10 protein-coding genes are annotated in these 12,957 nt (G+C 54.3%); 9 read left to right on the top strand and 1 reads right to left on the bottom strand.

Annotated elements, in window-relative coordinates; all coding sequences use genetic code 11:
* Nucleotides 1-58 precede the first annotated feature (58 nt).
* Nucleotides 59-1,273 (bottom strand): alanine transaminase AlaA, encoded by a 1,215-nt coding sequence (alaA, locus tag ACOTXI_RS07025; RefSeq protein WP_008500204.1) that lies wholly within the window; start codon nucleotides 1,271-1,273, stop codon nucleotides 59-61.
* 938 nt (nucleotides 1,274-2,211) lie between these two features.
* Between alaA and lrhA the strand changes: the two genes are divergently transcribed.
* The 9 genes from lrhA to nuoI all read left to right on the top strand — a co-directional run bounded on the left by lrhA (nucleotide 2,212) and on the right by nuoI (nucleotide 12,949).
* Nucleotides 2,212-3,150 carry a transcriptional regulator LrhA gene (gene lrhA / locus ACOTXI_RS07020; RefSeq protein ID WP_021241557.1) on the top strand — a complete coding sequence of 313 codons (939 nt, stop codon included), beginning with the start codon at nucleotides 2,212-2,214 and terminating at the stop codon, nucleotides 3,148-3,150.
* A 630-nt stretch (nucleotides 3,151-3,780) separates the two neighbouring features.
* Nucleotides 3,781-4,221 carry an NADH-quinone oxidoreductase subunit NuoA gene (nuoA, locus tag ACOTXI_RS07015; RefSeq protein ID WP_006176516.1) on the top strand — a complete coding sequence of 147 codons (441 nt, stop codon included), beginning with the start codon at nucleotides 3,781-3,783 and terminating at the stop codon, nucleotides 4,219-4,221.
* Nucleotides 4,222-4,236: 15 nt separating this feature from the next.
* On the top strand, nucleotides 4,237-4,911 hold the full coding sequence (gene nuoB / locus ACOTXI_RS07010; protein WP_003861482.1) for an NADH-quinone oxidoreductase subunit NuoB: 675 nt from the start codon (nucleotides 4,237-4,239) through the stop codon (nucleotides 4,909-4,911).
* A gap of 89 nt (nucleotides 4,912-5,000) precedes the next feature.
* The gene (gene nuoC, locus ACOTXI_RS07005; protein ID WP_008500207.1) at nucleotides 5,001-6,803 is read left to right on the top strand and encodes an NADH-quinone oxidoreductase subunit C/D; all 1,803 of its coding nucleotides are present in this window, start codon (nucleotides 5,001-5,003) and stop codon (nucleotides 6,801-6,803) included.
* 2 nt (nucleotides 6,804-6,805) lie between these two features.
* Nucleotides 6,806-7,306 carry an NADH-quinone oxidoreductase subunit NuoE gene (gene nuoE / locus ACOTXI_RS07000; RefSeq protein WP_008500208.1) on the top strand — a complete coding sequence of 167 codons (501 nt, stop codon included), beginning with the start codon at nucleotides 6,806-6,808 and terminating at the stop codon, nucleotides 7,304-7,306.
* Nucleotides 7,303-8,640, top strand: a complete 1,338-nt coding sequence (gene nuoF / locus ACOTXI_RS06995; RefSeq protein WP_008500209.1) for an NADH-quinone oxidoreductase subunit NuoF — start codon at nucleotides 7,303-7,305, stop codon at nucleotides 8,638-8,640. The genes nuoE and nuoF overlap by 4 nt, the downstream gene beginning before the upstream one ends.
* Before the next feature lie 55 nt (nucleotides 8,641-8,695).
* A complete protein-coding gene (gene nuoG, locus ACOTXI_RS06990) occupies nucleotides 8,696-11,419 on the top strand; it encodes an NADH-quinone oxidoreductase subunit NuoG (RefSeq protein WP_025913145.1) in 2,724 nt (907 codons plus the stop codon).
* Nucleotides 11,416-12,393, top strand: a complete 978-nt coding sequence (gene nuoH, locus ACOTXI_RS06985) for an NADH-quinone oxidoreductase subunit NuoH (protein ID WP_008500211.1) — start codon at nucleotides 11,416-11,418, stop codon at nucleotides 12,391-12,393. The genes nuoG and nuoH overlap by 4 nt, the downstream gene beginning before the upstream one ends.
* Nucleotides 12,394-12,406: 13 nt before the next feature.
* Nucleotides 12,407-12,949, top strand: coding sequence for an NADH-quinone oxidoreductase subunit NuoI (gene nuoI, locus ACOTXI_RS06980; RefSeq protein ID WP_003861491.1), 543 nt, complete (start codon nucleotides 12,407-12,409; stop codon nucleotides 12,947-12,949).
* Nucleotides 12,950-12,957: the final 8 nt, after the last annotated feature.

The raw sequence follows: 12,957 nt of genomic DNA, 5'->3' as shown, positions 1-12,957 counted from the left end.
CAAATTTGCGGATTTTGCAGGCCGGGTAAGCGCAGCGCCACCCGGCAGAAAGGCAACGTTACTGATGGTATCCGGAGAGGAAGCGGCCGAAACGGCTGATGGCCATTTCCAGGTCATCTTCGCGCGGCAGCGTCACGATACGCACGTGATCCGGCCACGGCCAGTTAAACGCCGTGCCCTGGACCAGCAGCACTTTTTCCTGCAGCAGGAAATCGAGCACCATTTTCTGGTCGTCGTGGATATTGAAGCGCTTTGCGTCAATTTTCGGGAACATATAGAGCGCCCCGTTCGGCTTCACGCAGGAGACGCCCGGGATATCGTTGATCAGCTCCCACGCGCGGTTACGCTGTTCGTACAGGCGTCCACCGGGCACGATAAACTCGCTGATGCTCTGATAGCCGCCGAGCGCGGTCTGGATCGCGTGCTGCGCCGGCACGTTGGCGCATAAACGCATGGAGGCCAGCATCTCCAGCCCTTCAATATAGCCTTTGGCGTGTTTTTTAGGACCGTTTAACACCATCCAGCCCTGGCGGAAACCGGCCACGCGGTAGGTTTTGGACAGGCCGTTAAAGGTGACGGTCAGCAGGTCCGGGGCCAGCGCGGCGATGGAATGGTGCTGCGCCGCGTCGTAGAGGATCTTGTCGTAAATTTCGTCTGCAAAGATGATCAGGTTGTGCTGGCGGGCCAGCTCGACGATCTCCATCAGCAGCTCTTTTGAGTAAACCGCGCCCGTCGGGTTGTTGGGGTTAATAATGACGATACCGCGCGTGCGGGGCGTAATTTTTGCGCGTATATCATCCAGGTCCGGGAACCAGTCAGAGGATTCGTCGCACAGATAATGCACTGCTTTACCGCTGGACAGTGATACGGCAGCCGTCCACAGCGGATAGTCCGGCGCGGGTACCAGCATTTCGTCCCCGCTGTTCAGCAGGGCCTGCATTGCCTGCACAATCAGTTCGGAGACGCCGTTGCCGATATAGATATCTTCAACGGTAACATCACGCATACCGCGTGCCTGGTAGTGCTGCATAATGGCTTTACGTGCGGAGTAAAGTCCTTTTGAATCGCAATAGCCTTGTGCAGTCGGAAGGTTGCGGATCACATCAACCAGAATTTCATCCGGCGCTTCAAAACCAAATGGCGCAGGGTTACCAATGTTGAGTTTCAGAACCTTGTTGCCTTCTTCTTCAAGGCGTTTTGCCTCTTTCAGAACCGGGCCGCGGATGTCATAACAGACGTTATCTAGCTTGCTGGATTTTTCGATAGGGGACATGAACCTTTAACCTTTTCGCTATTATTGCCGCTCCCTGCCGTGGAAGTCAGCACGGAATAATGTACTCCCCCCTCGCTTCGTTTTGAAGGGTGTGCAGGAGAAGATTTTGTGCCCGGAGCAAATTATTGATGAATCTTTTTCGCTGCGCGTGCGCTTTTTCACTGTCTTAAAGTTGCGCGCTTAGCGAGAGGTTAGGTTAAATGTGCTATCCATTTGCCAAAATACTGTATAATGTGCTGTTAAAAATAAGTAGTAAGCTGGACAGAGGTGGCAATCACCCTGAGTGACTTTTCGTAAAACCTGAATGCTTGATGCCTGTTTCTGTAATAGCATACTGTGGATAAAAGTTACTCATGTGAAATTAATGTTAAATGCCATTAATGAATAGTCTTAATCTAAATTAAAATTTATTTATTATTAACCTATAAAATGCAACTTTAGTTAATTTTAATAAAATTAGTTTAGAAGCTTAACATTCTTCTTTAATCCTTAATATTGCAATAAGACTTATAAATAAAGTGGATTTGGGTTAAGATGTCTTCAAGGAAAGCAGAGGACAGATGCACGTTTTTTGTATATCTGACACTGGTTTTCTGAATTAATTGATTGTTATTGTTAGAGTTATCTCTGGCTGGAATGTGTCGCACATCTCCTGCTACGTTGACAGCGCTGCGATACAGATGGCAGAAAAGGTGTTATACCTTTAATGTAATTTACATAAACCTGCGAACATCTAAATATCCTGAACGTTTAAGAGAATAAAAATAACGTCATGAAACGTGCTTTCTGACTGTTGATATAAAGCAGCACAATAACTATCTGTCAGGCAGTCTGCCGGGCCGGGATGCGAGGGAAAATCTTCAGAGGGAATTGCTTAACTGTACACACACAGCTTCAACCCGGGCAGCTCCGCACGAGCAACCTGAAAGTGAATAGATATGATAAATGCAAATCGTCCGATAATGAATCTCGACCTCGATCTGCTGAGAACGTTTGTTGCGGTCGCCGATCTCAACACTTTTGCAGCAGCTGCTGCCGCCGTTTGCCGAACTCAGTCCGCCGTCAGCCAGCAAATGCAGCGGCTGGAGCAACTGGTTGGTAAAGAGCTATTTGCCCGTCACGGGCGTAATAAGCTCTTAACGGAACACGGTATTCAGCTTCTGGGTTATGCCAGGAAAATTCTTCGCTTTAATGATGAAGCATGTATGTCATTAATGTTTAGCAACCTTCAGGGCGTGCTAACGTTAGGTGCATCTGATGAGTCGGCGGATACTATATTGCCGTTTCTTCTCAATCGCATCAGTTCGGTTTATCCGAAGCTTGCGCTGGACGTTAGCGTAAAGCGTAATGCTTTTATGGTTGAGATGTTAAATGAGAATAAAGTCGACCTGGTGGTCACCACGCATCGTCCCGGGCAGTTTGATTGCCTGACGCTGCGTACATCACCTACGCACTGGTATTGCGCGGCCGAATACGTGCTGCAAAAAGGCGAGCCGGTGCCGCTGGTGTTACTGGATGACCCGAGCCCGTTCCGCGATATGGTGCTGACGGCGCTGAATGAGGCCAATATTCCGTGGCGTCTGGCGTATGTGGCGTCCACGCTGCCAGCGGTGCGTGCCGCCGTGAAAGCCGGTCTGGGTGTTACCGCCCGTCCGGTAGAAATGATGAGCCCCGATCTGCGCGTTCTGGGAAAATCCGATGGCCTGCCTGCGCTGCCGGATACGGAATATCTGCTCTGCCATAATTCGTCCAGCCATAACGAGCTGGCAAAAGTGGTGTTCGAGGCGATGGAAAACTACCATAACCCGTGGCAGTTCGAGCGCGTTACCTCCGAAGGGGGGGATGATTCCCTGATCGTTGAAGGGGATTTTGAGTGATCGCCAGCTCAAAATTCTGGTAACAAAATGTAAGTGTAAAAAAAAGCCACTCGTGTGATTTTCACATGCAGTGGCTTTTTTTTAGCAATAATACCCGCGTATGCCGCGTGGATTTACGGGATACCCTCTATTTATCAATAAGCTAAATGCTTTTGATTAAAACTCATCCGTTTTCCGTTCTAACTTCATCCATATCCCCCCTATGTTAAAAAAACAGGAAATATGTTGCCGTTTTCCAGGTTGAATTAACAAAAGCGTGTCGCAGATCAAGAAAATACTCCTATTTGGGGGGAGGAATCGTTGGCAAATCCTGTCAAAATAGGAGGGTTATTTTTTTTACTTCCGAAACGGACACGATTCAACAACATACATTTGACGGAAAGTCATGTACCCACCAGGGTTAAAGGGCACCAAATGTTAATGAGAATCGCTCGATGTAATTTAATGTGAAGAAACCTTTGTTAAAGTTGACAATAGGTTATAGAAAGGAGTAAAAAACCCCATCATTTTGCTGTCTATGTCTCATTTCTGACAGTTAGTGTAAGGTTATTTGTTCCTCCCCATGAATCGATGTGATGCCCATCTGCCAGCAAGAGCAGTGTCGTTGGTATCACTTTTGATGAGTAAGCAATGAGTATGTCAACATCCACAGAAGTCATCGCTCATCACTGGGCATTCGCAATCTTTCTTATTGTAGCCATTGGCCTGTGCTGCCTGATGTTAGTCGGCGGCTGGTTCCTGGGCGGTCGCGCCCGTGCAAGGCACAAAAACACACCTTTCGAATCAGGTATTGATTCAGTAGGTACCGCTCGCTTACGCCTGTCTGCCAAGTTTTACCTGGTAGCCATGTTCTTCGTCATCTTCGACGTGGAAGCGCTTTACCTCTTCGCATGGTCTACCTCCATTCGCGAAAGTGGTTGGGTGGGCTTTGTCGAGGCCGCAATTTTCATTTTAGTGCTACTGGCCGGTCTGGTTTATCTGGTGCGTATTGGCGCGCTTGACTGGACGCCTGCGCGTTCACGTCGTGAACACATCAACCCGGAAAACAGTATCTCTAATCGTCAGCAGTAACAGCGAGGCAATAAGATGGATTATACGCTCACCCGCATAGATCCTAACGGTGAGAATGACCGTTACCCCCTGCAAAAACAGGAGATCGTAACCGACCCCCTGGAGCAAGAAGTCAATAAAAGCGTGTACATGGGCAAACTCGAACATGCCATGCACGATATGGTCAACTGGGGTCGTAAGAACTCCATCTGGCCTTACAACTTTGGCCTTTCTTGCTGCTACGTTGAAATGGTGACGTCATTCACTGCGGTGCATGACGTTGCGCGTTTTGGGGCAGAGGTACTGCGTGCTTCCCCACGTCAGGCTGACCTGATGGTGGTGGCCGGTACCTGCTTTACCAAGATGGCACCTGTTATTCAGCGTCTTTATGACCAGATGCTGGAGCCAAAATGGGTTATCTCCATGGGCGCATGTGCTAACTCTGGCGGTATGTACGACATCTATTCCGTCGTACAGGGCGTAGATAAATTTATCCCAGTGGATGTGTACATCCCGGGTTGTCCGCCTCGTCCGGAAGCCTACATGCAGGCGCTGATGCTGCTGCAGGAGTCCATCGGTAAAGAACGTCGCCCACTGTCGTGGGTCGTTGGCGATCAGGGTGTGTATCGCGCGAACATGCAGTCTGAGCGCGAGCGTAAACGTGGTGAACGTATTGCCGTCACCAATCTGCGTACGCCTGACGAAATTTAATTTGCGCCTGTAGGCCTGGAGAACACCTTCGCATATCACTACTCAAATAGCGCGAAGCCAGGCTCAACAGTCACCACGGACCATTTGCAATGGTGAACAATATGACCGACTTAACCGCGCAAGAAGCCGCCTGGCAGACCCGGGATCATCTGGATGACCCAGTCATTGGCGAACTGCGCAACCGTTTTGGGCCGGATGCCTTTACTGTTCAGGCTACCCGCACCGGGGTACCCGTTGTTTGGGTGAAGCGTGAACAATTGCTGGAAGTTGTCGATTTCCTCAAGAAATTGCCAAAACCATACGTCATGCTGTTTGACTTACACGGCATGGACGAACGTCTCAGAACGCACCGCCAGGGTCTCCCTGCTGCGGATTTTTCCGTTTTCTACCACCTGATCTCAATAGACCGTAATACGGATATCATGCTCAAGGTGGCATTGTCTGAAAACGACATGCATCTGCCGACGATCACCAAACTTTTCCCGAACGCCAACTGGTACGAGCGTGAGACATGGGAAATGTTCGGCATGACCTTCGACGGCCATCCACACCTGACGCGCATCATGATGCCGCAGACCTGGACCGGCCACCCGCTGCGTAAAGACTACCCGGCACGTGCTACCGAATTCGATCCGTTTGAGCTGACCAAAGCCAAGCAGGATCTGGAGATGGAGGCGCTGACCTTCAAACCGGAAGACTGGGGCATGAAGCGCGGTACCGACAACGAGGACTTCATGTTCCTCAACCTCGGTCCGAACCACCCGTCTGCGCACGGTGCTTTCCGTATTATTCTTCAGCTCGACGGCGAAGAGATTGTCGACTGCGTGCCAGACATCGGCTACCACCACCGTGGTGCTGAGAAGATGGGCGAGCGTCAGTCCTGGCACAGCTACATTCCGTATACTGACCGTATCGAGTACCTCGGCGGCTGCGTCAACGAAATGCCATACGTGCTGGCCGTTGAGAAACTGGCAGGCATTACCGTGCCGGATCGCGTTAACGTGATTCGCGTCATGCTGTCAGAACTGTTCCGTATCAACAGCCACCTGCTGTACATCTCCACGTTCATTCAGGACGTCGGCGCAATGACCCCGGTCTTCTTCGCCTTTACCGATCGTCAGAAAATCTACGATCTGGTAGAAGCCATTACCGGTTTCCGTATGCACCCGGCCTGGTTCCGTATCGGCGGTGTGGCACACGATCTGCCGCGCGGCTGGGACCGCCTGCTGCGTGAATTCCTCGACTGGATGCCGAAACGTCTGGCCTCTTACGAGAAAGCCGCGCTGCGTAACACCATCCTGAAAGGGCGTTCCCAGGGCGTTGCTGCCTATGGCGCCAAAGAGGCGCTGGAGTGGGGGACAACAGGTGCAGGTCTGCGTGCAACCGGTATTGATTTCGACGTGCGTAAAGCCCGTCCTTACTCTGGCTACGAGAACTTCGACTTTGAAGTCCCGGTGGGCGGCGGCGTTTCCGACTGCTACACCCGCGTGATGCTGAAAGTGGAAGAGCTGCGCCAGAGTCTGCGCATCCTTGAGCAGTGCCTCAACAACATGCCGGAAGGCCCGTTCAAGGCGGATCACCCGCTGACCACGCCGCCACCGAAAGAGCGCACGCTGCAACATATCGAAACCCTGATCACCCACTTCCTGCAGGTTTCCTGGGGCCCGGTCATGCCGGCACAAGAATCCTTCCAGATGATCGAAGCGACCAAGGGTATTAACAGTTACTACCTGACCAGTGACGGCAGCACCATGAGCTACCGTACTCGCGTGCGTACGCCGAGCTTTGCGCACCTGCAGCAGATCCCGTCCGCCATCCGCGGCAGTCTGGTCTCCGACCTGATTGTGTATCTGGGTAGTATCGATTTTGTTATGTCAGATGTGGACCGCTAATTATGCACGAGAATCAACAACCACAAACCGAGGCTTTTGAGCTGAGTGAAGCAGAACGTGCCGCCATTGAGCACGAGATGCACCACTACGAAGACCCGCGTGCGGCGTCCATTGAAGCGCTGAAAATCGTACAGAAACAGCGTGGTTGGGTGCCGGACGGGGCGATCTATGCGATCGCGAAAGTGCTGGGTATTCCGGCAAGTGACGTAGAAGGCGTAGCCACGTTCTACAGCCAGATCTTCCGTCAGCCGGTAGGCCGCCATGTGATCCGCTACTGTGACAGCGTGGTCTGCCACATTACCGGTTATCAGGGCATTCAGGCTGCGATTGAGAAGAAGCTCAATATCAAGCCGGGCCAGACCACGTTCGATGGGCGCTTTACTCTGCTGCCAACCTGCTGCCTGGGTAACTGCGACAAGGGGCCGACCATGATGATTGATGAGGACACTCACAGCCATCTGACGCCGGAAGCGATTCCTGACCTGCTGGAGCAGTACAAATGAAAACTGTAATTCGTACTGCTGAGACGCATCCACTGACCTGGCGTCTGCGTGATGACAAACAGCCGGTATGGCTCGACGAATATCAGAGCAAAAACGGCTATGCCGGTGCGCGTAAAGCCCTTGGCGGCATGGCGCCGGACGACATCGTTAACGCGGTAAAAGAGTCTGGCCTGAAAGGCCGCGGCGGCGCGGGCTTCTCCACCGGTCTGAAGTGGAGCCTGATGCCAAAAGACGAATCCATGAACATCCGTTACCTGCTGTGTAACGCCGATGAAATGGAGCCGGGTACCTATAAAGACCGTCTGCTGATGGAGCAGCTGCCGCACCTGCTGGTGGAAGGCATGCTGATCTCCGCGTTCGCGCTGAAAGCGTACCGTGGCTATATCTTCCTGCGCGGTGAGTACATCGAAGCGGCGGAAAACCTGCGTCGCGCGATTGCAGAAGCCACCGAAGCGGGCCTGCTGGGCAAAAACATTCTCGGCACCGGGTTTGACTTCGAACTGTTCGTGCACACCGGTGCCGGGCGTTATATCTGCGGTGAAGAGACCGCGCTGATTAACTCCCTGGAAGGCCGCCGTGCGAACCCGCGTTCCAAGCCGCCGTTCCCGGCAAGCTCCGGCGTGTGGGGTAAACCGACCTGCGTCAACAACGTCGAGACCCTGTGCAACGTCCCGGCTATCCTCGCGAACGGCGTGGAGTGGTATCAGGGCATCTCCTCAAGCAAAGATGCCGGTACCAAGCTGATGGGCTTCTCCGGTCGCGTGAAAAATCCTGGCGTCTGGGAACTGCCGTTCGGTACCACCGCACGTGAAATTCTTGAAGACTACGCGGGCGGCATGCGCGATGGCCTGAAATTCAAAGCCTGGCAGCCGGGTGGGGCAGGGACAGACTTCCTGACCGAAGCCCACCTTGACCTGCCGATGGAATTCGAAAGCATTGGTAAAGCAGGCAGCCGTCTGGGTACGGCGCTGGCGATGGCCGTCGACCACGAGATCGGCATGGTCTCGCTGGTGCGTAACCTGGAAGAGTTCTTCGCCCGTGAGTCCTGCGGCTGGTGCACACCGTGCCGTGATGGTCTGCCGTGGAGCGTGAAGATCCTGCGTGCAATCGAACGTGGCGAAGGCCAGCCTGGCGATATCGAGACACTTGAGCAACTGTGTCGATTCTTAGGCCCGGGTAAAACCTTCTGTGCCCACGCACCGGGTGCCGTCGAACCTCTGCAGAGCGCGATCAAATATTTCCGCGACGAGTTCGAAGCAGGCATCAAGCAGCCGTTCAGCAATACCCATGCGATTAATGGGATTCAGCCGAACCTGCTTAAAGCGCGCTGGTAACGACAAGAATTTTGATTAACGCTCGGTTTCGACCGAGCCAACTGGAAGCATGCTAATGGCTACGATTCATGTAGACGGCAAAGAATACGAAGTCAACGGGGCGGACAACCTGCTGGAAGCTTGTCTGTCTCTTGGCCTCGATATTCCGTACTTTTGCTGGCATCCGGCGCTGGGCAGCGTCGGTGCTTGCCGCCAGTGTGCGGTGAAGCAATATCAAAACGCGGAAGACACGCGTGGTCGCCTGGTGATGTCCTGTATGACGCCAGCCACCGAAGGCACCTTTATTTCGATTGATGACGAAGAAGCGAAACAGTTCCGCGAAAGCGTTGTGGAATGGTTGATGACCAACCACCCGCACGACTGTCCGGTCTGTGAAGAGGGCGGTAACTGCCACCTTCAGGATATGACCGTGATGACCGGTCACAGCTTCCGTCGCTATCGCTTTACCAAGCGTACCCACCGTAACCAGGATCTGGGGCCGTTCATCTCTCACGAAATGAACCGCTGCATCGCCTGCTACCGCTGCGTGCGTTACTACAAAGACTATGCAGACGGTCAGGATCTGGGCGTGTATGGCGCACATGACAACGTCTACTTCGGTCGTCCGGAAGACGGCGTACTGGAAAGCGAATTCTCCGGTAACCTGGTAGAAATCTGCCCGACCGGCGTCTTCACGGATAAAACCCACTCCGAGCGTTACAACCGTAAATGGGACATGCAGTTTGCGCCAAGCATCTGCCAGCAATGTTCTCTCGGCTGTAACACCAGCCCGGGTGAGCGCTACGGCGAACTGCGTCGTATCGAAAACCGTTACAACGGTACCGTTAACCACTACTTCCTGTGCGACCGCGGTCGTTTCGGCTATGGCTATGTGAACCTGAAGGACCGTCCGCGTCAGCCGGTTCAGCGCCGTGGCGACGACTTCATTACCCTGAACGCTGAACAGGCGATGCAGGGCGCGGCAGATATTCTGCGCCAGTCGAAGAAAGTGATTGGTATTGGCTCCCCGCGTGCCAGCATCGAAAGCAACTTCGCGCTGCGCGAGCTGGTGGGGGCGGAAAACTTCTATACCGGCATCGCCCAGGGCGAGCAGGAACGTCTGCAGCTGGTACTGAAAGTGCTGCGTGAAGGCGGTATCCATACCCCTGCGCTGCGCGAAATTGAATCCTATGATGCGGTTCTGGTGCTGGGTGAAGACCTGACGCAGACCGGCGCACGCGCGGCTCTGGCGGTTCGTCAGGCGGTGAAGGGGAAAGCACGTGAAATGGCAGCGGCGCAAAAAGTGGCTGACTGGCAGATTGCGGCGATCCTCAACATTGGCCAGCGCGCGAAGCATCCTCTGTTTGTGACCAACGTCGACAATACCCGTCTGGACGATATTGCGGCGTGGACCTACTGCGCACCGGTTGAAGATCAGGCGCGTCTTGGCTTTGCCATTGCCCACGCGCTGGACAACAACTCACCGGCCGTTGAGCTGGATCGCGACCTGCAAAACAAGGTTGACGTGATTGTTCAGGCCTTGGCCGGTGCGAAGAAACCGCTGATTATTTCCGGTACCAACGCCGGTAGCGCAGAGATCATTCAGGCAGCAGCCAACGTGGCTAAAGCTCTGAAAGGCCGCGGTGCTGACGTTGGCGTGACCATGATTGCCCGTGCGGTGAACAGCATTGGTCTGGGCATGATTGGCGGCGGCTCGCTGGAAGCTGCGTTAAGCGAACTGGAGTCCGGTGCCGCTGACGCCGTGGTGGTGCTGGAAAATGACCTGCATCGCCATGCATCAGCCGCGCGTGTCGACGCTGCACTCTCTAAAGCGCCGCTGGTGATGGTTATCGATCATCAGCGCACCGCGATTATGGACAAAGCGCACCTGGTGCTCTCTGCGGCAAGCTTCGCAGAAAGCGACGGTACGGTTATCAACAACGAAGGCCGCGCACAGCGTTTCTTCCAGGTTTATGACCCGGCGTACTACGACAGCAACACCGTGATGCTGGAAAGCTGGCGCTGGCTGCACTCCCTGCACAGCACCGTGCAGAGCCGTGAAGTGGACTGGACGCAGCTCGACCACGTTATCGATGCGGTAGTCGAAAAACTGCCTCAGCTGGCGGGCATTAAAGATGCCGCGCCTGAAGCGAGCTTCCGTATTCGCGGCCAGAAACTGGCGCGTGAACCGCACCGTTACAGTGGCCGTACCGCAATGCGCGCCAATATCAGCGTGCACGAACCGCGCCAGCCGCAGGATAAAGACACCATGTTCGCCTTCTCCATGGAAGGGAACAACCAGCCGTCTGCGCCGCGTTCGCAAATCCCGTTCGCATGGGCACCGGGCTGGAACTCCCCGCAGGCATGGAACAAGTTCCAGGCTGAAGTGGGCGGCTCCCTGCGCCACGGCGATCCGGGCGTGCGTCTGATTGAAGCCTCCGAAACCGGTCTGGACTTCTTCACCACCGTACCGGCGAGTTTCCAGGCGCAGGACGGTAGCTGGCGTATTGCCCCGTACTACCACCTGTTCGGTAGCGACGAGCTGTCCCAGCGTTCACCGGTCTTCCAGACCCGCATGCCGCAGCCGTACATCAAGCTCAACCCGGCGGACGCTGCGAAGCTTGGCGTTAACGCGGGCGCGAACATTGCCTTTAGCTATGACGGCCAGACCATCAGCCTTCCGCTGATTATTTCTGAAAGTCTGACAGCAGGGCAGGTCGGTCTGCCGATGGGTATGCCTGGCATCGCGCCGGTTCTGGCGGGTGCGCGTCTTGATAATCTGCAGGAGGCAAAAGCATGAGTTGGTTAACGCCGGATCTTATCGACATCCTGCTGAGCATTCTGAAAGCGATTGTTATCCTGCTGGTGGTGGTCACCTGCGGCGCGTTCATGAGCTTTGGTGAACGTCGTCTGCTCGGTCTGTTCCAGAACCGTTACGGACCGAACCGCGTGGGCTGGGGTGGTTCACTCCAGCTGGTCGCGGACATGATCAAGATGTTCTTTAAAGAGGACTGGATCCCGCGCTTCTCGGATCGCGTGATCTTTACTCTGGCACCGATGATCGCCTTCACCTCGCTGCTGCTGGCGTTTGCTATCGTTCCGGTCAGCCCGACCTGGGTGGTCGCTGACCTGAACATCGGCATTCTATTCTTCCTGATGATGGCAGGCCTCGCGGTTTACGCGGTGCTGTTCGCAGGCTGGTCCAGTAACAACAAATACTCGCTGCTGGGTGCGATGCGTGCGTCCGCGCAGACCCTAAGCTATGAAGTGTTCCTGGGTCTCTCCCTGATGGGCGTGGTGGCGCAGGCCGGTTCATTTAACATGACCGACATCGTCAACAACCAGGCCGACATCTGGAACGTGATTCCGCAGTTCTTTGGGTTTATTACCTTTGCCATCGCGGGCGTGGCGGTGTGTCACCGTCACCCGTTTGACCAGCCAGAAGCCGAACAGGAACTGGCCGACGGTTACCACATCGAATATTCCGGTATGAAATTCGGTCTGTTCTTCGTGGGCGAGTACATCGGTATCGTCACCATTTCCGCGTTGATGGTAACGCTGTTCTTCGGTGGCTGGCATGGCCCGTTCTTACCGCCGTTCATCTGGTTCGCGCTGAAAACCGCGTTCTTCATGATGATGTTCATTTTGATTCGCGCAGCGTTACCGCGTCCGCGTTATGACCAGGTAATGTCCTTCGGCTGGAAAGTGTGCCTGCCGCTGACGCTCGTCAACTTGTTGGTAACGGCCGCTGTCATTCTCTGGCAGCAGCCATAAGGGGCAATAGACCATGACCTTAAAAGAATTACTGGTAGGCTTCGGTACCCAGGTACGCAGTATCTGGATGATCGGCCTGCACGCGTTTGCCAAACGCGAAACCCGGATGTACCCGGAAGAGCCGGTATATCTGCCGCCGCGCTACCGTGGCCGTATCGTGCTGACGCGCGACCCGGACGGTTCCGAGCGCTGCGTTGCCTGTAACCTGTGTGCGGTAGCGTGCCCGGTTGGCTGTATCTCTCTGCAGAAAGCCGAGACGGTAGACGGCCGCTGGTACCCTGAGTTCTTCCGCATCAACTTCTCACGCTGCATTTTCTGCGGTCTGTGTGAAGAAGCGTGCCCAACCACGGCGATTCAGCTCACCCCAGACTTCGAATTGGGTGAGTACAAGCGTCAGGATCTGGTGTACGAGAAAGAGGATCTGCTGATTTCCGGTCCGGGCAAATACCCGGAATATAACTTCTACCGGATGGCGGGTATGGCAATCGACGGCAAAGATAAGGGCGAAGCAGAGAACGAAGCCAAGCCTATCGACGTCAAGAGCCTGTTACCGTAAGGAGAGGG

Origin of the sequence: Enterobacter cloacae complex sp. BZL2005 (assembly GCF_049238885.1) — a bacterium.
Lineage (GTDB): Bacteria > Pseudomonadota > Gammaproteobacteria > Enterobacterales > Enterobacteriaceae > Enterobacter > Enterobacter roggenkampii.
Note: the sequence above shows the minus strand (reverse complement) of the source record. Positions and strands in the feature narration are given on the sequence as shown.

Coding starts and splice junctions, on each gene's coding strand:
- alaA (WP_008500204.1), bottom strand. CDS start 1,273: ATGTCCCCTATCGAAAAATCCAGCAAGCTAGATAACGTCTGTTATGAC.
- nuoI (WP_003861491.1), top strand. CDS start 12,407: ATGACCTTAAAAGAATTACTGGTAGGCTTCGGTACCCAGGTACGCAGT.
- nuoA (WP_006176516.1), top strand. CDS start 3,781: ATGAGTATGTCAACATCCACAGAAGTCATCGCTCATCACTGGGCATTC.
- lrhA (WP_021241557.1), top strand. CDS start 2,212: ATGATAAATGCAAATCGTCCGATAATGAATCTCGACCTCGATCTGCTG.
- nuoF (WP_008500209.1), top strand. CDS start 7,303: ATGAAAACTGTAATTCGTACTGCTGAGACGCATCCACTGACCTGGCGT.
- nuoE (WP_008500208.1), top strand. CDS start 6,806: ATGCACGAGAATCAACAACCACAAACCGAGGCTTTTGAGCTGAGTGAA.
- nuoB (WP_003861482.1), top strand. CDS start 4,237: ATGGATTATACGCTCACCCGCATAGATCCTAACGGTGAGAATGACCGT.
- nuoG (WP_025913145.1), top strand. CDS start 8,696: ATGGCTACGATTCATGTAGACGGCAAAGAATACGAAGTCAACGGGGCG.
- nuoC (WP_008500207.1), top strand. CDS start 5,001: ATGGTGAACAATATGACCGACTTAACCGCGCAAGAAGCCGCCTGGCAG.
- nuoH (WP_008500211.1), top strand. CDS start 11,416: ATGAGTTGGTTAACGCCGGATCTTATCGACATCCTGCTGAGCATTCTG.